This window comes from Aestuariibius violaceus, assembly GCF_040779325.2.
Lineage (GTDB): Bacteria > Pseudomonadota > Alphaproteobacteria > Rhodobacterales > Rhodobacteraceae > Aestuariibius > Aestuariibius violaceus.
Genome location: NZ_JBFONT020000001.1, coordinates 281,936 through 301,939, shown reverse-complemented (window position 1 = coordinate 301,939; position 20,004 = coordinate 281,936). Strand labels below are relative to the sequence as shown.

Here is a 20,004-nt window from a genome sequence, read left to right as displayed (position 1 = left end):
GAGCCTTCAGATGACCGACCTCAAACGCGCCCTTGGCGTCTGCTATTATCCCGAGCACTGGCCGGAAGAGCGCTGGGCGGAGGATGCCCGGATGATGCGCGAGACGGGGCTGGTCTGGGTCCGGATCGGGGAGTTCGCGTGGTCTCGGCTGGAGCCGATTCCAGGGGATTTCCATTGGGATTGGCTGGATCGGGCGATCGGGGTGCTGGCGGGTGAGGGGCTGAAGGTGGTGCTCGGGACGCCGACGGCGACGCCGCCACGCTGGATGCTGGACCGGCATCCCGACATGCTGGCCGTCGATGCGGAGGGGCGAAAGCGGGGGTTCGGGTCGCGGCGGCATTACTGCTTTTCCCATGACGGGTATCGCGAGGAGTCGGTGCGGATCGCGCGCCTGATGGGGGAGCGGTATGGGCGTGACGACAGGGTCACGGCGTGGCAGATCGACAACGAGTATGGCTGCCATGACACGGTGGTCAGCTATTCCGAAGCGGCCCGGGACGCGTTCCGGATCTGGCTGGCCGAGCGCTATGGGACCATCGAGGCGCTGAACACAGCCTGGGGCAACGTCTTTTGGTCGATGGAATATGCGAGCTTCGACGATATCGACCCGCCGAACCTGACCGTGACCGAGGCGAACCCGTCGCATCGGCTGGCCTTCGCGCGGTTCTCGTCCGATCAGGTGGTCCGTTACAACCGCGCGCAGGTCGAGGTGCTGCGGCCGCTGACGGATACGCCCTTGATCCATAACTATATGGGCCGCGAGGTGGCGTTCGATCACTGGGCGGTCGGGGCGGATCTGGATATCGCGAGCTGGGACAGCTATCCGATCGGGTTCCTGTCGGACCGGCTCGACCGAACGGAGGCACAGAGGCAGCGGTTTCTGCGGCAGGGCGATCCGGACAATCAGGCGTTTCACCACGACCTTTATCGGTCGGTCGGCAAGGGGCGCTGGTGGATCATGGAGCAGCAGCCGGGCCCGGTGAACTGGGCGCCGCACAACCCCGCGCCGCTGCCCGGGATGGCGCGGCTTTGGGCGTGGGAGGCGTTTGCCCATGGGGCCGAGGCGGTCTGCTATTTCCGCTGGCGGCAGGCGCCGTTCGCGCAGGAGCAGAACCATGCGGGGCTGTTGCGCCCCGATGCTGCGCCGGCCCCGGCGCTCGCCGAAGCCGCACAGGTGGCGCGGGAACTGGCGGAGGCGCCTGAGGCCGGTACGGGCAAGGCGCAGGCGGCGCTGATCTTTGATTACGAGGGCTGCTGGGCCTGGGATATCCAGCCGCAGGGGGCGGAGTTCAACGGGTTCGATCTGGCCCTGTCGGCGTATCGGGCGCTGAGGCGGTGCGGGTTCGACATCGATATCCTGCCGCCGGATGCGGAAGATCTGGGGGAGTATGCTCTGGTTCTGGCGCCGGGGCTTCTGACGCTGCCGAAAGCGCTGCATACGGCGCAGGGGCAGATCCTGTTCGGGCCGCGGACGGGGACGAAGACGGAGGAGTTCGCGATCCCGACGCCTCTGGGGCCCGGCATCCCGGGGCTGGATGTTGCGATCACGCTGACCGAGAGCCTGCCCCCGTCTGAGCGGATCGCTTTGGATGGCGGGGGCCATATCCACCGCTGGTTCGAGCATATCGACGGGACCGCCGATGCCGGGTGGGTGACGGTGGCGGGCCAGCCGGTTCTGGCGAGCACGGGGCACCGTCATTACCTTGCCGGGTGGCCGGATGAGGAGACGTTCTATCGCATGGTCGCCGAGCTGGCGGAGAGTGCGGGGCTGGAGCCGATGGATCTGCCCGACGGGCTGCGGGTGCGGCGGACGGACACGCATCTGTTCGTTTTCAACTACGCGCCGGATGCTCTGGACTGGCAGGGGACGGTCATTCCGCCTGCAGGCGTGCATCGGGAAGAGCTATGATCGAGGTGGGGCAAACCCCTGATGGGGAAGCGATTTATCAGGTCGTGCTGTCTGGCGGTGCCCTGACGGCGAAGGTGCTGAGTTGGGGCGCGATCCTGCAGGATGTGCGGCTTGAGGGTGTGTCGCATGCGCTTACGGTGGGGACACGGACGGTCGAGCCGTACCTGACCCGGATGGCGAGTTTCGGGGGCCTTGTGGGGCCGGTGGTCAATCGGATCTCTGGCGCGCGGGCGGTGATCGACGGGGCGGAATACCGGTTCGAAGCGAACCATGAGGGGCGCAACACGCTGCACTCGGCGAGTGCGGGGACGCATCGGAAGCTGTGGACTGTCGCGGATCATGATGAAGGGTTGGTGCGGTTGGAGATCACGCTGCCGGATGGCGAGGGTGGTTTTCCGGGAAACCGTTCTGTGTCAGTGACTTACGCGGTGGACGACGCCGCGTTGACGCTGACGGTCGAGGCAGAGACGGACGCGCCGACGCTTCTGAACTTCGCCAATCACTCTTACTGGACCCTGGACGGGGCGGAGACCGTCGCGGATCATCGTTTGCAGATCGCGGCGGAGCGCTATCACCTCCATGACGCCACGGGGCTGCCGACCGGGGAGATCGCCGATGTGGATGGGACGCGGTATGACTTCCGGGAGGAGCGGCGGCTGAACCTCGAAAAACCTTATGATAACAATATGATCCTTGCCGACGCGCAGAGGCCTTTGACCCGGGTGGCGGAGCTGACGGCCGGGACCGGGGTCCGGATGGTGCTGGAGACGACCGAGCCGGGGCTGCAGTTGTACGACGCCTACAAGATGACGGATCTGGGCGTGCCGGATCACGAGGGGCGCCCGCTGGGGCCGCATCGGGGGGTGGCGCTGGAGGCGCAGGGGTGGCCGGACGCGCCGAGCTATCCTGACTGGCCGCAGATCATCGCGCGGCCGGGCGAGATGTACCGGCAGGTCACGCGGTGGACATTTTCGAAGGATTAGAAGGGCTTAGGTCTTTCGCAGTCGGATGACGACATCGACTTTCGCGATCTCGGCGCCCTCGGGGACTTCGGGCAGGCGCTTGATCTCAAGCTCTTCGGCGGGGGCGTCCGACAGCTCTGCGCTGTCTTCCCAGAAGAAATGCGGGTGGTCGGTGATGTTGGTGTCGAAGTAGCTTTTCGACCCGTCCACCGTGATTTCCCGCATCAGTCCCGCCTCGCAGAAGGCGCGGAGAGTGTTGTAGACCGTAGCGAGCGACACCTTTTCGCCTGACGTCGATACCGCGTCGAACAGGCTTTCGGCGGTGACGTGGCGATCCTTGCCATCGCCCACCAAGAGCGTTGCAAGCGCAACGCGCTGACGGGTCGGGCGCAGACCGGCCTCGGCCAGCCATCCCCCCGCGCGGTCCTGCGCAACACTGTCTGTCAGTTTCGCTGTCATCACCCCCTTTATATGGGAGAAGGCTTTGATGGTTCAAACTATTTCGGGAAGGACGCAGCGGAGTGTGGCCTCTGCCTTGCCCTTGCGGCGAGCGCGGTGGTAGACCGGCGCGAAGGATCCGGACCATCACCAAGGATGCCGCCGCCCATGGCCGACTACCCGACGCAGTTTGACAAGGAAGCGTTACTAAAGTGTGCCCGCGGCGAACTTTTCGGGCCGGGCAACGCGCAACTGCCTGAACCGCCGATGCTGATGATGGACCGGATCACCGATATCTCGGGCGATGGCGGGGCGCATGGCAAAGGGCATGTTGTCGCAGAGTTCGACATCTCGCCCGATCTCTGGTTCTTTCCGTGCCACTTCCCGGGCAATCCGGTGATGCCGGGATGCCTGATGGTCGACGGGCTGTGGCAGCTGACCGGGTTCAACCTGGGCTGGCGCGGCTGGCAGGGGCAGGGTTTCGCCCTTGGAGCGGGCGAAGTGAAGCTGAGCGGGATGGTGCGGCCGGATCGTACGCTGGTGCGGTACGAGGTTGATTTCACACGGGTTATCGACCGCAAGCTGAAGATGGGTGTCGCCGACGGGAAAGTCTTTGCCGATGGCGAAGAGGTGTGCACCGTGACGGGGATGAAGGTCGGTCTTGCGACCGCCGAAAGCTGACGGGGGTTGCTGATGCGTCGTGTCGTGGTGACCGGATTGGGCGTGATCTCTCCCATCGGGAACAATGCCGCCGAGGTGACCGAGGCGCTGAAGGCGGGCCGGTCGGGGATCGAAGCCTCGCCCGAGATGGCCGAGCGGGGGTTCCGCAGCCAGGTCGCCGGTACGCTGAAGATCGACCCGGCGGAGCATATCGACAAGCGGATCATGCGCTTCATGGGGCCGGGAGCGGCCTATTCCTATCTCGCCATGGAGCAGGCGATTGCCGATGCGGGGCTGACGGCCGACGAGGTGTCGTCGCCGTCGACGGGGCTGATCGCGGGCTCTGGCGGGCCATCCACGAGTGCGATGTTCGAGGCGCATCAGACGGTTCTGGAAAAGGGTGCGCCGAAGCGGATCGGGCCGTTCGCGGTGCCGAAATGCATGTCGTCGACGGTGAGCGCGAACCTGTCGACGGCGTTCAAGATCAAGGGGATCAACTATTCGATCACCTCGGCCTGTTCGACCTCGCTGCATTGCATTGGATCCGCGGCCCAGCAGATCATGCTGGGAAATCAGGACGTTATGTTTGCAGGCGGGGGCGAGGAGCTGGACTGGACGCTGTCGTGCCTGTTCGATGCGATGGGGGCGATGTCGTCGAAGTACAACGACACGCCGGAGAAGGCGTCTCGCGCCTTTGACGCGAACCGGGATGGGTTCGTGATCGCAGGGGGCGGCGGGATCGTCGTTTTGGAGGATCTGGAGCGGGCCGTGGCGCGGGGTGCCAAGATCTATGCCGAGGTCACGGGCTTTGCCGCGACGAGCGACGGGCATGACATGGTTGCCCCCTCCGGCGAAGGGGGCGAGCGGGCGATGCAGCTGGCGCTGAGGACGCTGCCCGAGGGCAGAAACGTCAGCTATATCAATGCACACGGCACCTCGACCGGGGCGGGGGATGTGCCAGAGATAGAGGCGATCCGACGGACCTTCGGCGAGGGGGCGACACCGCCTGTAAGCTCGACCAAGTCGATGACAGGCCACAGCCAGGGCGCGGCGGGGGCGCAGGAGGCGATCTATTGCCTGCTGATGCTGGAGCAGGATTTCATCGCGCCCTCGATCAATGTCGAGACGCTGGATCCGGCGATCCAGGAGCGCGAGATTGCCACGCAACTGGTTGAAAACGCTGGCCTTGATACGGTGATGACGAATTCGTTCGGCTTCGGCGGGACGAATGGGTCGATGCTGCTTTCGAAATATAACGGATAAGAGCGATGGCGGATTTGATGACCGGAAAGCGCGGGCTGATCATGGGGGTCGCGAATGATCGCTCGATCGCCTGGGGCATCGCGAAGGCCATGGCCGAGGAGGGGGCGCAGCTGGCGTTCTCGTACCAGGGAGAGGCGTTCGGGAAGCGGGTGGAGCCCTTGGCCAAGTCCTTGGGATCAGAGCTTCTTTTGGATGTGGACGTGACGGATGACGCGTCGATGGAGGCGTGTTTCGCGAAGCTGAAGGAGGAGTGGGGGACGCTGGATTTCGTTGTCCACGCGATCGCCTATTCCGACAAGTCGGAGCTGACGGGGCGGTTCATCAACACGACGCGGGACAACTTCCGCCATTCGCTGTCGATCTCGTGCTATTCGCTGATCGACGTGGCGCGGCGGGCGTCCGAGCTGATGCCCGAGGGGGGGACGATCCTGACGCTGACCTATCAGGGGTCGACCCGGGTGACGCCCTATTACAACGTGATGGGCGTGGCGAAGGCGGCGTTGGAGGCCGCTGTCCGGTATCTGGCGAATGACCTCGGGCCCCAGAAAATAAGGGTGAACGCGATCTCGCCCGGGCCGATGAAGACGTTGGCGGGGGCGGCCATTGGAGGCGCCCGGAAGACGTTCAAGCATACGGATGCCAATGCGCCGTTGCGGGCGAATGCGACGCTTGAGGCGGTGGGCGGGACGGCGGTTTACCTTGCCTCGGACGCCGGATGCTGCACGACCGGGGAGATCATCCGGGTCGATGGCGGGTATCACGTGCTTGGGATGCCGCAATCGGAAAACCTGTGAGTCGCCACAGATCCTGACTGCTTGTTAATGGCTGGAACGGACAGTTTTGGCGCCACAACGGCGGATTGGCCGCGAATCATCCGTTAAGGCTGCGTGAGTTGGCGATTTGGCGTGTCGGCACCCTGTCGGACTTCCGTCGGTATTTGGTCGGAGGGGACCGGCGGAATTCGCCCGATTAATGGTGCGCACGGAGGGGGTTGGACGCAACGGCCATTTCTGTGTTTCGGATTTTCGAGAAGTGACTTCGAAAATAACGGTATAGTTTCCATTTCGTGTCCAATTCTGGTTCTATCATTTAAAACAAGTGTTTAGCGTACCTCGCTTTGCCCTCCTAATTGGCGATGTCGGAGACCCGTGTTCGGCGGCGATCAGGCCCTCATCCGTTTATGGTCCGGATCGTAGGGTGCAGGGGGAATGACACGTGCCGAGATCGGGTCGCCGAGGATATCGACCGTGACGTCCGAGCCCTCGGGGGCGACAGCCGGATCAACAAACGCATAGGCCAGATTGAGACCCGTCCGGTGGCCCCAGTCGCCGGAGGTGACTGTGCCGACGATGCGCCCGCCGATGCGGACGGAGGCGCCGGGATGGGCGGGGGCGTCCCGCGTGTTGATCGTTAGCGTCACGAGCTTGCGGGTGGGGCCGGCGTCTTGCCGGGTCATCAAAGCCTCCCTGCCGACGAAATCCCCTTTGTCCAGTTTCACGAACCGGTCGAGGCCGGTTTCGAACGGATCGAACTCGGTCAGGATGTCAGCCTTCCAGTGGAGAAATCCCTTCTCCAGCCGCATCGAGTCGACGGCGCGCGATCCGAACAGGCGAAGGCCATGCGCCTCGCCCGCGCGGCGCAGCGCGGCATAGGCGGCGTGGAGGCTTTCGTTGGGGACGTGGATCTCGTAGGCGAGTTCGCCCGAGAAGCTGACGCCCAGAACGGTGGCGGGTGCGATGCCGACATACGCCTCGCGCACCGAGAGCCAGGGAAACGCCGCGCGCGACCAGTCGCCTCGTGAGGCTAACGAGAGCACGTCGCGCGCCTTGGGTCCGGCCAGAACGAGTGTCGTCTGCGCGTTGGTTAAGGAGCGGATCGTCACGTCCTCATCCCCGCGCAGATGGGCGGTCAGCCAGTCCATGTCGTGGTATTCCGACGCCGCGGCGGAGCCGTACCAGATGCGGGCCCCGCCCCTGGGGGACGGAGGGATGTTGGCGATCGTCGCTTCGGCTTTCAGTGTGCCCTGGTGGTTGAGCAGGTAGCACAGCCCGACCCGGCCCGGGCGCCTTGGCACCGTGCCGCAGACAATGCGATCGAGGACGCGGTGCATGTCGGCGCCGGTCAGTTCGACCCGGTTGAAGCCCGAAACCTCGGTCAGGCCGACGGCGGTGGCGACCGCGGTGACCTCTTCCGCCACCACATCGTGCACCTCGTTGAAGCCAAATCCGAGCGTTTCGGTGAAATCGGGTGTTGGCCTGATGTAATCGATCCGCTCCCACCCGTTCACGGTGCCGAAGACGGCGCCTTCGGCGGCCAGGACCGGGGTGAGCGGTGTGGTCTTCATCGGTCGCCCGGCGGGGCGGTGTTCGTGGGGGAAGTGGAAGCGGAATTCGTTCTGGTAGTCTTCGATCGCCTTCAGCGCTGTCAGTTCGACCGTCGCGTGGCCGGCGAAGCGGCGCGGATCGATGACCCAGGTGTCGTATTGCGCCTCGCCATGGACGATCTGCTGGGCGAGCAGCCAGCCGTGGCCGCCGCCTTCGCCGAGCCCGGCCCGCAGCCCGATGATGCAATAGGCGTTGCGCTTTCCGGGGATCGGCCCGACCAGCGGCGCCCCGTCGATCGTGTAGGTGATCGGGCCGTTCACGACCTCGCGGATGCCGGCCTCCATCAGGACGGGCATCCGGGCGAAGGCCCCGTCCAGCACGTCGGTGACGCGGTCCAGATCATCGGGGCAGAGGTCATTGGAGAATTTGGGATCGATGCCGTCCATCCCCCAGCTGCGGCAGTCCTGTTCGTAGAAGCCGAGGAGCAGGCCGCCCTTCTCCTGCCGGCAGTAATAGTCGCTGATCGGACAGCGCAGCAGCGGCATGCGGTGCCCGGCTTCGGCGATCGCCGGGATATCCTCGGTCAGGAAGTACTGATGCTCCATCGAGGCGACGGGGTGGCTGACGCCCATCATCGCGCCGATCTCGTTACAGCGGTAGCCGCCTGCATTGACCACGATCTCGGCCCGCACGTCGCCCTTTTCGGTGTGGACGGTCCAGCTGTGGTCCGGGTGCTGGGTCAGGCCGGTGACGGGGGTGTGGCGGTTCACCTCGGCGCCTGCGAGGCGGGCGCGCCGGGCCAGCGCCTGGCAGAGCTGTGCGGGATCTATATGGCCATCGGTCGGGTCCCAGAGGCCGCCCAGCAGGTTCTCGGTGGTGATGAGCGGGTGGCGGCGGGCGCATTCCCTGGCATCGATCACCTCGAACGTGACGCCCATCCCGGCGGCCATCGAGGCGAAGTGGCGGTAGCCGTCCATCTGCGCTTCGGTATTGGCCAGCCGGATGCCGCCGTCGCCGTAATTGTAGCCGACCGGGTAATCGGGGTCGTCCCGCAGTTCCTGATAGAGCGCGATGGAGCGGCTTTTCAGGCCGACCATTGTCTGGGTCATGCCGAAATTGGTGACCTGGGCGGCGGAATGCCATGTGGTGCCGGAGGTCAGCTCGTCCCGCTCGATCAGCATGACGTCTGTCCACCCCTCCTGCGTCAGGTGGTAGAGCGTCGCGCAGCCCGCGATCCCGCCGCCGATCACCACGACCCTTGCCTGATCCCGCATCGCAACCGTCCTTTTCTGACCTGGCCTTCTGATGCATGGCGCCGTCGTGAGTGCGGGAGTCAACAGAAACCCGGGCGTGCCGGAAGATCCGAACCTGTCTTTGGGTGGGCGGGAGAATGGCTCGCCGCTCCGGCCGCCGAAGCGAACCCGGGGGTGTCGCCGGGCCTTGCGGGCGGCAAAACGGGGGCCTAGGATGACGCTGCTTTGGGGAAGCGTCCAGGTCCGCGGAAAGCCGTCATCGGCACCTCAGCCCATAAGACGACAGCCTTACCTCGGTATGTCTCATGCTCGAACCCAGCGGACCGTCGAGCCAGAAGTGAGAACACCGATGACAAAATCCCTGGAACAATTGCGCCGTGACGCCAAGGCGCTTCGCAAAGCGTATGAGGCGGGCGAGCTGCGTGCCCGCCAGCGCATCGCAAACTATCCGCCCCGGCCCGAGGGGGCCGCTTTCAAACATGCGGATTATCTGCATGTGATCGCGCGGGAGAACAGCTTTCCCTCCTGGCCCGCGCTCAAGCTGGCCGCCGATCTGCTTGGCATGGACAAGGCGGCCAAGCGTCAGCGCCTGAAGGTGGCCGTCTATCACGGTCAGTTCAGTGTCGCGGATCAGTTGCTGGGTGATGCGCCAGACCTTGCCGACGGCGATTTCGGGCTGTGTCTGGGCCTTTATCGAAAGGCGCGGGTGATGGAGTTCCTGGGCGAGCACCCGGACCTGGCGACGCGACGGATCGGCGATGTGGCGCCGCCTTTGACGATCCTGGCACGGTCGAAATGGATCCATCATGCGCCGGACCTGGCGGATGACATGCTGGATATCGCGCGCGACCTTCTGGCCGGTGGTGCCGACCTGGATCTTGGCGCGCCGATCTATGACGGCGATGACTACACGCTTTCACCGCTCTATTTCGCGATCGGGCACGCGAACAACATGACGCTTGGTCGATGGTTGCTTGAGAACGGCGCGAACCCGAATGACGGGGAGAGCCTCTATCACGCGACAGAGCTTGGCCATCACGAGGGTCTGCGGATGCTGCTGGCCCACGGGGCCGAGCCGAGGGGGACGAATGCGCTGTTGCGCGCGATGGATTTCCACGACACGGCAGCGGTCCGGATGCTGCTGGATCATGGCGCGCAGGTGGACGAGTTCGACGGCACGCATGTGGGGGGCGAAGCGCCCTGGGTCGTGCCGGCCCTGCATCAGGCGGCGCGGCGGATGGCCAGACCGGACATGGTCGACCTGATCCTGGAGAGCGGAGCGGATCTGAACCGCCGCTTCGAGGGCACGACGCCCTATGCCTATGCACGCGTCTTCGGGAATGCCGGACTGGCCCGCCGGCTTGAGGAACGCGGCGCCGACACGACGCTGAGCGAGGTCGAGGCCCTTCTGGCGGCTGCCGCGGATGGCGCGCCGGTGACCCGCTTTGTGGATCCGGACAGGATTCCGGAGGCCTACCGCAATATCATCCGGATGATCCTGCACATTCCGGGCAAGCTGGAGCATGTCCGACGGCTTGTCGCCATTGGTGTCGAGTATGACCGCCCGGATACGGAGGGGCTTACCCCGGTTCAGGTCGCCGGATGGGAGGGGCTTCCGGAGGTGATGGCGTACTTCCTGTCGTTGAAGCCGGATCTGGCCCATGTGAACGGCTATGGCGGCACGCTTTTGTCCACGATCCTTCACGGGTCGGAAAACTGCCCGCACCGGGAGGAGCGCGATTACATCGGTTGCCTTCGCCTGGCGCTGCATGAAGGCGTGGCCCTGCCCCGTCGGGCGATCGAACTGGCTGGCGCAGACGATATCTCGGAGTTCCTGTCGGACTGGGCCGAGCAGCATCCGGGGCAGGTCGTCGATGGCGGTGTCGCATGAGGGGCGGCGGGGCAACGTCCCCGCTTGGGGGTGGCGCTACCGGCCCCGGCCGAAAAGGCTGTGAAAGCGGCTTTGGTGGACGAACGGATCCGTCGGCGCAGGCGCGCTGAGCGAGGCCGAGACGCGCAGGACCAGGAGGTAGGCCAATCCGGCGAACACAACACCGCCGATGGCCTGCCCGATCAAGACGCCCGAAGCCCCCCAGAGGCTGGCCCCCGCAATGACGAACGGCCATGTTCCGAGGGTGTGGCGGCCCCAGTTGATCCAGGTCGAATAGATCGGGTGACCGAGGTTGTTGAAGCTGGCATTGGCCACGAAGATCACACCGTTGAAGAACGACGCGAGTGCAAGCGGGCCACAGAACAGATAGATCAGCGTGCGGGTCTCACCGGTCGCGCTGAAGAGATCCGCAATCGGGGCGCGCAGGAGAAACAGGATCATCGCCGCGGCGAGAACATAGAGTGCGGTGAACAGGATGCCTGCGTTGAACGCCCCGCGCACCCGGTCGAAGCGGCCCGCGCCGAAGTTCTGGCCGACAATCGGCCCGATGGCACCTGACAGCGCAAAGATCACCGCAAAGGCCAGCGGCATGAGACGCCCGATCACGGCCATCCCGGCCACCGCCTCGGTCCCGAAGCGCGCGATCTCGCGCGTGACGATGGCGTTGCCGACCGGCGTGGCGATGCTGGTGAGAACGGCCGGCCCGGCGATCGCGGCCACCGCCACCAGATTGGCCCGAAAGCTCGCATAGTCGGGGCGGGCGAAGCCGTCGTGAAACCGCAATGCCGGGCCCAGCGCGGCGACGAGGATCGTGACCCGGGCCACGACGCTTGCAAGCGCTGCCCCGTCCAGCCCCAACCCGAAGCCGAAGATGAACAGGGGGTCCAGAACGGCATTCACCGTTCCCCCGATCAGCGTCGCCATCATCGACCGGCGCGCGTCGCCATAGGCGCGCAAGACCGCCATCGCCGTCATCGCCACGCCCATGACAGGCATGGTGGGCAGGATGATCGTCAGATAGCGGGTTGCCAGCCGGGCGACTTCGCCCTCGGCACCCAGAAAGCCGAGCACGGCCGGAAGGAAGTTGAGCAGCAGGAGCGGGACGACGAGGCCCATGGCGACGCCCAGCGTTGCGACGGTCGTGGCTGCGCGACGGGCGGTTTCGGTATCTCCGGCGCCGATCGCCCGGGCGCTGAGCGAGCCTGCCGCGATGGACAGGCCGATATTGATCGAATTGGTGAAGAACAGGATCGTGCCCGCATAGCCGACCGCCGCGGCGAGAGCGTCGTTGCCGAGCATGCCGATGAAGACCATGTCGACGAAATCGACGGCGAACACGGCCATCAGCCCGACGCTTGCCGTGAACGACATCACCGATACGTGGCGCATCAGATTGCCATTGAGGAAGACCGCTTCTGATCCCGCCATGTCAGTTGTGCCTCTTCGCCGATGCGTCTTGATCGCGGATGGTGTCATAGCGCGGGTATTCGGTCTGGAGATCAAGCTGCGCGATCCCGGCGCGGGGCCTCTACCGGTTCACCGGTGCCCCATTGAGACGGGAGCGGTCCCGCTGGAACGGTGGTGCGCTATTTCTGGGCGCATTGCCGGATCTTATGGCCTCCATCCACGTCGCGGCCTGCGATGATCACCGTGGCGCAGAGTTCCGCCGCCAGTGCCGGTAACCAGAACGGGCTTTCCGTCAAGCGCGATCGTGGCCGTCCTTCGGTCTTGGATGCCGCGCAGATAGAACGACGGTAGCCGTCGCTGAAGTCGATAACCCACATCCGGTACCTGACCCTCGCCCATTTGAGTGGTCCTCTGCGATGTTTATGGGACAGGCGGTGTCGGACCTGACGCTGGACAAGCCGATCTGATGAGGAACGCCTGGTCGCCGGGACGATCGAGCTGGCAGGGAAACCGGGACGATACGCTTTCAGCAGGATCGCGGCTTTGTTGAGAGATGCAGGCTGGCAAGTGAACGGCAAGCGCGTTGAGCGACACGGGCGGAGCAGGTCCTGTAGCAACGAGCCTGGAGCGTCGGCCCCTGCTCGGGTCGGGGCCTACAAAGTCGTCGTGACCTTCTGGAGGCGGGTCGGGGCGTCGGGGTCGAGACCTCGGGCCTGTGCGGCGGCCTCCAAGGCGATGTAGACCGGCACAAGGTCGAGGAGCGGATCGATGAGGGGATGCAGCGCCTGGCTGGCAGGGGGATGGAACGTCTGGGAGCCCGGCAGCGGCCCGGCACGCAGCAGGTCGAGAACGGGATATCCGTCGTTCAGCATCTGCATCGGGCCATGGCGCACCTCGGCCCCGCTAAGGGCCAGGGCGGTGATCTGGCACAGCTCCATCGCCTTCAAGGCGATTTCCTGTGCGATGCCCAGGGACGGCCCGCGCCCCAGCACCAGAAGGCGGTCGGTGCGACTGAAGACATCCACCATCTCAGCCGATCTGCTTCCGAGTGCGGCGGATAGGGCATCCGGCCCCCGTGTGGTTGCGTCAAGCAGGTCCTTTGCGTCGTGCCAGAGCGCCATCAGCCTGAGCCCGGCAAAGACCGAGGCGACATAGCTTTTGGTGGCTGCGACGGCGCGTTCCGGACCGGCTGAGACGTCGATGGTCAGGTCGGAGAGGTCCGCGAGGGGATTGTTGGCGGCATTGGTCAGGACCACCAGGGCAGCGCCGCCATCGCGCAGAGCGGTGGCCGCCGCGAGGATATCCGGGCTGCGGCCGGATTGGCTGATGGCCAGTGCGGCCTGTCCCTTTGCCCGCGGGCGCTGCCCATGGAGCGAGGCCAGCGACAGGGGGTATGACGCGGGGACCACGCCGGACAGGATCCCGCAGACATAGGACAGGTAGGTCGCGGCATGGTCCGAACTGCCGCGGCCGACCGTCACCAGCAGGGAGGGGTCGGTGGCGCGCAGTGCCTCGGCAGCCGCGGCGATCGCGTTATGCGCGGGTCCTGAGAGCAGGCGGTCGCAGACCTCGGGGATCTGGGCGATCTCCTGCGCCATCAGGCTTGTCATCGGTGGCGCACCATCGACAGGAAAGCGGCTTCGGTCATGGGGATCGGCGCCCCGGTGTCCCAGTCGTAGAGCGACCGGTCGATCCGCCTGAGCGGGCCGAGGTAGATGTGGAGGCCAAAGCTCGGCGCGCCGTCAAGGGCGATGACGGAGTGGACGTCATCCGGTCCGAAGGCGTGGATCTGGCCAGAGGTGAGGTCGAGCGCGCCGCCCGGGCGGGCGATGCCGTCGACCAAGTGCCAGAGGCGATTGCGTTCGCGCCCTTTGTAGACGCCGAGAAAGGCAGGCATTCCGTGGTTGTGCGGCGGCAGTTCCGCGTCGGGCTCGAAGCGTTCGTGCCAGATGCTGGCGGTGTCGTCCTCGAAAAGGCAGACCTCGCCTTCGGGTTCGGGCAGCGCGGCTGCCAGGGCGTCTGGATCGGCGAAGGTGCGCGCCATCAGCGCCAGGGTCGCCGCCTTGGCATCTGGGGCGGCGGCGGCCGCGCGGGCCTTGGTGACGAAGGTTTCCAGATCCGTCGTCGCGGTCATGCCGGCATCCGGTCCGGCCGCGCCGACAGACCGCCCGGCTGGGTGACGGCCTGCGCCCCGCAGAGCACGCCGTTCTGAAGCGCGGCCTCGACCCCCGCCCCGTCAAGCCAGCGGAGGAGAAATCCGGCGGCGAAGGCGTCGCCCGCGCCGGTGCTGTCGACGACCTGAACCTCGGGGGCTGTCTTTTCCAGCAGGCCGCCGTTCTGCCGCACCTCGGCCCCGAGCGGGCCGCGCTTGACGACGGTGAGCGGGGCCGGACATTGCGGCAGGCCGAGCGTATCGAGCCGCGCGGCCTCGACCTCGTTCGGCATGAAGACGTCCAGCGCGGCGATCAGCGGCGCGCAGCTTGCCTCGAGCGTATCGTCCCATCCGCAATCGGAGGAGAGCGTGGCGCCGGCCTGCCGCGCGAGGTCGATCAGATCGGGGCGGTCGATCAGGGTTCGAAGTTCTCCGATATGCAGATGCGTGACGCCGAAGCGTCTGAGTTCGGTCCCCGTCAGGATCGGGGCTGCGGGGCCGGGCGCGCGGGTGAGGAAGGCCCGATCGTCGTCGCGGACGATGGCGACGGTCAGTTGCGGCTCGGTGCAGCGCGATTTCGCGCAAAGCTCGGTGCCGACGCTGGCGGCGGCGAGGTCGCGCAACACGGGCCCGTCGAACGGAGCGGCGGGCAGGTAGGCCGACAGCTCTGCCCGGCGCCCGAGGGCGGAGAGCCAGCCTGCGGTGATGGCCGCACCGCCGCCGGCGTGAAGGGAGAGGCCCTTGGCAAAGACCTCGCGCCCTGGGACGGGGTCGGAGGGCACGCCGGTGAAGATCAGATCGCAATAGACCCGACCGACGCAAAGGACCGCCCCTTGCGGCTGGACGACGGTCGCGTCCTTCATGCCGGGGCCCCTGAAACGGCATTGCCGGACGCCCTGTCGAAGACGTGGAGGTCATCAGGTGCCGCGCCGAGCCGCACGGTCGATCCGACTTCGGGGGGTCTGCGGGCATCGGCTTTGGCCACCATCTCGCCCGCCGCGGTTTCGACGTAGATCAGCGTGTCGGGGCCGAGCGGTTCGCGCACGGTGACGCGCCCTTCGACAAGGGCGGGGCCGTCGACGGGGTGCAGGTCATCGGGGCGGACGCCGAGCAGGACCGGGCCGCGTGTCGCGATCGGCAGAGTGATGTCGGTGCCGCCGGGGAGCTTGGCGGCCATGTCGGACGCCTCGGCCTCGATCATGTTCATCGACGGGGCGCCGATGAACTGCGCGACGAAGGTGTTGGCGGGCTGGCGGTAGACTTCGTCCGGGGTGCCGACCTGCTGGATGTGACCGTCTTTCATGATGACGATGCGGTCGGCCAGCGTCATCGCCTCGACCTGATCGTGGGTGACGAAGACGATGGTGGAGCCGACGCTCTGGTGCAGCTTCTTGATCTCGAGCCGCATCTGGGTGCGGAGCTGCGCATCGAGGTTCGAGAGCGGTTCGTCGAAGAGGAAGACCGCCGGGTCGCGGACCATCGCGCGGCCGATGGCGACCCGCTGCCGCTGGCCGCCCGAGAGCTGGGCGGGCTTGCGGGCAAGGAGCGGGGTCATGTCGAGGATCTCGGCCACCTCGGCGATGCGTTTTTCCTTGTCGGCCTTGGGGAGCTTGGAGGCGCGCAGGCCGAAGCCGATATTCTTGGCGACGGTCATGTGCGGGTAGATCGCGTAGTTCTGGAAGACCATCGCGATGTCGCGGTCCTTGGGTTCGAGATTGTTGACCACGCGCCCGCCGATCGAGACGTCACCGGCGCTGATTTCCTCCAGGCCTGCGATCATGCGGAGCGTGGTGGACTTGCCGCAGCCGGACGGGCCGACGAGGACGACGAATTCGCCGTCGGCGATGTCGAGGTCGATGCCGTGGAGCACCTGTGTTTCGCCGTAGCGCTTGGTCAGGTTTCTGAGGGCGAGATGGGCCATTTATCCTCTCAAGACGTCGAAGGCGGTGGCGCGGGCCTGCGCGGCGGCGGCGTGGCGGCCGGTGCGGGTGGCGGTCCGGGTGCGCAGGGTGGCGAGGTCGGCGGCGTAGGTCTCATAGGCTTCGTCGAGGGCGGCGGGGGCGGGGCCGCCGGGGCGGTCGCGGCGCTTGACGAAGGTCTCGGGCGAGACGGTGTCGGCGAAGGCTTCGGCGTCGAGTTTGGGCGGGCGGCCGGCATGTTTTGTGAACGCTGTGGCGAACGCCTCGAAGCCCTCTCCCAGTGGCACGCCACGGGCGATGACATCGCGCGCGGTCGTGGCGGCGATCTCGTGCGCGGCGCGGAAGGTCAGGCCTTCCTGCCGGACGAGGGTATCGGCCAGTTCCGTGATGGTGACGCAGGCGGCATCGGCGTTGCGGCGGACCTTGGCGGGGTCGATCCGCGCGCCGTCCAGCACGGCGGCCATCAGTGCCAGCATCCGGCCGCCGCTGTCGAAGGCGGCATAACCTGCCTGCTGCACTTCGCCTTCGCTGTCGTTCATGTCGGTGAAGGGGGTGTTGCGCATGGCGTCGACGATGGTGTCGCACCGCCCTGCCGCGACGCTGGCGAGGTGGCGCATATGCTCGATCGGGACCGGGTTGCGCTTTTGCGGCATGATGGAGCTGACCTGGACCAGCGCGTTCGGCAGGCGCAGTTGGCCGACCTCGAAGGCGGACCAGAAGGCCATGTCCTGCACGACGCGGCCAAGGTGGACGAAGACGAGCTTCATGGCCGAGTAGAGCGCGGTGACGTAATCGACCGAGGCGATACAGCCATAGGAATTGAGGAGCGGTCTTTCGAAGCCGAGGAGCTCTGCCACGCGGGCGCGATCGATGGGGAAGCCGGAGGTCGTGATCGCGGCGGCGCCCATGGGGGAGAGTTCGAGGAGGTCGGCGGCTTCGGCCACGCGATTGGTGTCACGCAGCAGGACCTCTAGCGCGGCGGACAGGTAGTGGCCGTATGTCGAGGGCTGCGCAGGCTGGCCGTGGGTGTAGGCGACGATCAGGGTATCGCGCTCGGCCCGGGCCTTGGCGAGCATGGTGTCGGCAAGGTCGTGGATCAGACCTTCGAAGGCGGAGACGCGGTCGCGGAGCGCCATTTTGAAGACCGTGTGATCGATGTCGTTGCGGGAGCGCGCGGTGTGGAGGGCGCCGCCGAGTTCGCCCAGCCGCGCGCGCAGTTCGGCTTCGACGAGAAAGAACCAGTCCTCATGCTCGCCGGTATAGGTGAGCTTCGTCGGGTCCATCTCTGTTCCGATGGCGTGCAGGGCGCCCGCGATCTGGGCGGCATCGTCGCGGGGCAGGATCCCCGTCTCGGCCAGCATGACAAGATGCGCCCGGTCAACGGCGTCCATATGGCTGGCGAAGTTGGCCTTCACCCCTTCGAAAAGCGGGGCGAGCACGGTGTCGCGGTAGACCGGATCGGGAAAGACGGAGCGGTCGGTCATGAGAGTGCCTGAAGCCCTCTGCGCGCCTCATCGGCATCATATGTGACAAGCTCAAGATGGTTGCCTGCGGGGTCGAGGAAGTTGAAGGTGATGGCCTGCCCGTAATCGTGGTGGTGGCCGATGGTAAGCGGCGTGCCATCGCGGGCCTTCAGATCGTCATCGGGAAGCGCACCCGCGAATGTCAGGAAGATCCGGCCAGCGGCGTGGAAGGCGACGGTCCGGTCGCCGCCATCCGGGCGGTCCCCGACGAAGAGGGACACGCAATGCGGGCCGCCCGTCGCGGGGGCGAGGAAGACCGGGTGTTCCGTCGGGACGTCATCGTGCCCTTCGCCATAGACCTTCAGTCCGAGAACCCGCCGGTACCATGCAATGGCGGCAGGACGATCGAGGACATAGAGGTGAACATGATCGAGGCGGTCTGTGGAAATCAGCGGCATGGTCCGTCCAATCGGGGAGAGGGTGGGGCGGGCTTCCTCCCAATCGCGCAGGAAGTCGGTGCGGCAGGGTCTGACCGTCTGATCGTTCATCCCTTGAGCCCTGCCATCACAACCCCGCGGATGATGAAGCGCTGGAAGATCAGGAAGACGATCAGCGTCGGAATGGTCGAGATCGCGGCGCCGGTCATGATCAGCTCCCACGCGACATCCGCTTCGTCACCGAAGCCCGAGAGGCCGACGGGGAGCGTGTAAAGCTCGACCGAGTTGGTCACGATCAGCGGCCAGAGGAAGGCCGTCCAGTTGCCGAGGAAGACGAAGATGGCGAGCGCCGCCAGCGCGGGGCGGACGAGCGGCATGGCGACGGTCCACCAGATCTGGAATTCGTTCAGGCCGTCGATCCGCGCCGCCTCGATAAAATCGTCGGGCACGCTTTCGAAGAACTGCTTCATCAGGAAGACGCCGAAGGCCGTCATCAGGCCGGGGAACATGATGCCCCAGTAGGTGTCGAGCCAGCCGAAGCTCTGGCTCATCAGATACCAGGGGATCACCAGCATCTCGGTCGGGATCATCAGGGTCGAGAGGATCGCGATGAAGACGATCTGGCGGCCGGGGAACCTGAACTTGCAGAGGGTGTAGCCGACGAGGCTGTCGAAGAAGAGGTTCGAGATCGTGGTGATGATCGCGATGATGAGCGAGTTGACGAACCAGCCGTAGAAGCGCCCATCCTCGAGCACGTAGGTGTAGTTTTCGAGCGTCGGTTCTTCGGGGATCAGATTGACGTTGTAGACCTCGTGCGGCCATTTCAGCGAGGTCGAGATCATGTAGACGATGGGCATCACCATCAGGATCCCGCCGAGAAACAGCAGCATCCAGCGGATCACGGCGGCGTTATCGCGCGGGCCGCGGCCGGTTGGCCTGGCGAAGAGGGCGGAAGAGGAGGGCTTGGCCGCCTCGGGGACGTTGGTGAGCGTTGCATCCGCCATCTCAGTCGCTCCTCAGAAGGCGAAGCTGGATGAGGCTGACCACGAGGAGGATGAGGAACAGGACGACCGTTTGCGCGGCCGCGTAGCCCATATCGAAGCTGGAGAATGCCGTCTCGTAGATCATGAGGACCAGCGGTTTCGTCGCATTGAGCGGCCCGCCGGGATTGTTCGTCGTCATGTTGAAGACGTGGTCGAAGATCCTGAGGAAGCCGATGGAGGAGAAGACGACGATGAAGACGATGGTGGGCCTGAGGAGCGGCAGGGTGATCTGGGTCAGCTGGGTCCACCAGCCGACGCCGTCGATCCGCGCGGCCTCGTAGTAGGAGGTCGGGATCGCCCGGAGGCCTGCCATGAAGATAATGACCTGAAAGCCAAGGCCCGCCCACACCGCTGGGGCCAGAACGGCGGGCAGCGCGTTGGTGGTCGAATTCAAGAACTCGATCTGCGGGATGCCGACGCTGGCGAGCAGGTTGTTGAAGAGGCCCGTCGGAACCGGCTGGTAGAACCAGCGCCAGACCCAGGCCATGGCAACCGCGCTGGTCATGAAGGGCAGGAAGTAGAGCATCCTCAGAAAGCCGTGCATCAGCCGCACGCGGTCGAGATGGTAGGCAATGATGAAAGAGATGATGAGGCTGAGCGGGGTCCCGATCAGGAGGTACTGGAAGGTGTTGACGAAGACCTTCCAGAAGACCGGATCGTTCCAGAGCTTCTGGTAGTTCTCGAGGCCGGTCCAGGTGCGGGAGCCGAGCAGGTTCCACTCCTCAAACGAGATCACGAAGGCGTTGCCGGTCGGGTAGAAGCGGATGACGACGTAGAAGAGCACCGGCACCGCCAGAAAGGCCCAGGCCCAGGCGATCTGCTTTTGCCGGATGGTCAGATTCGAAAACATCGGCACGCCTTTCCGGAGGCCATCGGCGGGTGA

Annotated in this window: 17 protein-coding genes and 1 pseudogene; 7 read left to right on the top strand and 11 right to left on the bottom strand. The window is 65.7% G+C overall.

Annotated features, from left to right (window positions below; all coding sequences use genetic code 11):
- Positions 1-10: 10 nt before the first annotated feature.
- Together AADZ90_RS01470 and AADZ90_RS01465 are read left to right on the top strand one after the other, a co-directional pair.
- Entirely contained in the window at positions 11-1,909 is a 1,899-nt protein-coding gene (locus AADZ90_RS01470) for a beta-galactosidase (RefSeq protein ID WP_367309530.1), read from the top strand.
- Complete coding sequence (locus tag AADZ90_RS01465; protein WP_367309531.1) at positions 1,906-2,892, top strand: aldose epimerase family protein; 987 nt, start codon at positions 1,906-1,908, stop codon at positions 2,890-2,892. Before AADZ90_RS01470 ends, AADZ90_RS01465 begins: the two co-directional genes overlap by 4 nt.
- Before the next feature lie 6 nt (positions 2,893-2,898).
- Here the strand turns inward: AADZ90_RS01465 and irrA are convergent, their stop codons facing one another.
- Positions 2,899-3,330 (bottom strand): iron response transcriptional regulator IrrA, encoded by a 432-nt coding sequence (gene irrA / locus AADZ90_RS01460; RefSeq protein ID WP_367309532.1) that lies wholly within the window; start codon positions 3,328-3,330, stop codon positions 2,899-2,901.
- 147 nt (positions 3,331-3,477) lie between these two features.
- Between irrA and fabA the strand changes: the two genes are divergently transcribed.
- From fabA to AADZ90_RS01445, 3 genes are read left to right on the top strand one after another with little or no spacing between them, the layout of a single operon-like run.
- Positions 3,478-3,990 (top strand): bifunctional 3-hydroxydecanoyl-ACP dehydratase/trans-2-decenoyl-ACP isomerase, encoded by a 513-nt coding sequence (gene fabA / locus AADZ90_RS01455; RefSeq protein WP_367309533.1) that lies wholly within the window; start codon positions 3,478-3,480, stop codon positions 3,988-3,990.
- Positions 3,991-4,002: 12 nt separating this feature from the next.
- Complete coding sequence (fabB, locus tag AADZ90_RS01450) at positions 4,003-5,232, top strand: beta-ketoacyl-ACP synthase I (RefSeq protein WP_367309534.1); 1,230 nt, start codon at positions 4,003-4,005, stop codon at positions 5,230-5,232.
- Positions 5,233-5,237: 5 nt separating this feature from the next.
- Positions 5,238-6,026: an enoyl-ACP reductase FabI gene (locus AADZ90_RS01445; protein WP_367309535.1), complete on the top strand. Its 789-nt coding sequence runs from the start codon at positions 5,238-5,240 to the stop codon at positions 6,024-6,026.
- Between the two features lie 368 nt (positions 6,027-6,394).
- On the opposite strand, the gene AADZ90_RS01440 is transcribed toward AADZ90_RS01445, so the two are convergent.
- Positions 6,395-8,830, bottom strand: a complete 2,436-nt coding sequence (locus tag AADZ90_RS01440) for a GcvT family protein (protein ID WP_367309536.1) — start codon at positions 8,828-8,830, stop codon at positions 6,395-6,397.
- A 328-nt stretch (positions 8,831-9,158) separates the two neighbouring features.
- Between AADZ90_RS01440 and AADZ90_RS01435 the strand changes: the two genes are divergently transcribed.
- Positions 9,159-10,700, top strand: a complete 1,542-nt coding sequence (locus AADZ90_RS01435) for an ankyrin repeat domain-containing protein (RefSeq protein ID WP_367309537.1) — start codon at positions 9,159-9,161, stop codon at positions 10,698-10,700.
- A gap of 36 nt (positions 10,701-10,736) precedes the next feature.
- On the opposite strand, the gene AADZ90_RS01430 is transcribed toward AADZ90_RS01435, so the two are convergent.
- Positions 10,737-12,128, bottom strand: a complete 1,392-nt coding sequence (locus AADZ90_RS01430) for an MATE family efflux transporter (protein ID WP_367309538.1) — start codon at positions 12,126-12,128, stop codon at positions 10,737-10,739.
- A 438-nt stretch (positions 12,129-12,566) separates the two neighbouring features.
- Between AADZ90_RS01430 and AADZ90_RS01425 the strand changes: the two are divergent.
- Positions 12,567-12,698: pseudogene (locus tag AADZ90_RS01425) on the top strand (IS3 family transposase); the annotation flags it as partial.
- 62 nt (positions 12,699-12,760) lie between these two features.
- On the opposite strand, the gene AADZ90_RS01420 reads toward AADZ90_RS01425, so the two are convergent.
- The 8 genes from AADZ90_RS01420 to AADZ90_RS01385 form a co-directional block, all read right to left on the bottom strand.
- The gene (locus AADZ90_RS01420) at positions 12,761-13,717 is read right to left on the bottom strand and encodes an SIS domain-containing protein (protein ID WP_367309540.1); all 957 of its coding nucleotides are present in this window, start codon (positions 13,715-13,717) and stop codon (positions 12,761-12,763) included.
- Positions 13,714-14,241, bottom strand: a complete 528-nt coding sequence (locus AADZ90_RS01415; RefSeq protein WP_367309541.1) for a hypothetical protein — start codon at positions 14,239-14,241, stop codon at positions 13,714-13,716. Before AADZ90_RS01415 ends, AADZ90_RS01420 begins: the two co-directional genes overlap by 4 nt.
- A complete protein-coding gene (locus AADZ90_RS01410) occupies positions 14,238-15,122 on the bottom strand; it encodes a carbohydrate kinase family protein (protein WP_367309542.1) in 885 nt (294 codons plus the stop codon). Before AADZ90_RS01410 ends, AADZ90_RS01415 begins: the two co-directional genes overlap by 4 nt.
- Positions 15,119-16,180: an ABC transporter ATP-binding protein gene (locus AADZ90_RS01405; protein ID WP_367309543.1), complete on the bottom strand. Its 1,062-nt coding sequence runs from the start codon at positions 16,178-16,180 to the stop codon at positions 15,119-15,121. Before AADZ90_RS01405 ends, AADZ90_RS01410 begins: the two co-directional genes overlap by 4 nt.
- Positions 16,181-17,662, bottom strand: a complete 1,482-nt coding sequence (gene argH / locus AADZ90_RS01400; protein ID WP_367309544.1) for an argininosuccinate lyase — start codon at positions 17,660-17,662, stop codon at positions 16,181-16,183.
- Complete coding sequence (locus AADZ90_RS01395) at positions 17,659-18,189, bottom strand: VOC family protein (RefSeq protein ID WP_367309545.1); 531 nt, start codon at positions 18,187-18,189, stop codon at positions 17,659-17,661. Before AADZ90_RS01395 ends, argH begins: the two co-directional genes overlap by 4 nt.
- Complete coding sequence (locus AADZ90_RS01390) at positions 18,186-18,968, bottom strand: carbohydrate ABC transporter permease (RefSeq protein ID WP_367309580.1); 783 nt, start codon at positions 18,966-18,968, stop codon at positions 18,186-18,188. The genes AADZ90_RS01395 and AADZ90_RS01390 overlap by 4 nt, the downstream gene beginning before the upstream one ends.
- A gap of 115 nt (positions 18,969-19,083) precedes the next feature.
- Complete coding sequence (locus tag AADZ90_RS01385; RefSeq protein ID WP_367309546.1) at positions 19,084-19,971, bottom strand: carbohydrate ABC transporter permease; 888 nt, start codon at positions 19,969-19,971, stop codon at positions 19,084-19,086.
- Positions 19,972-20,004: the final 33 nt, after the last annotated feature.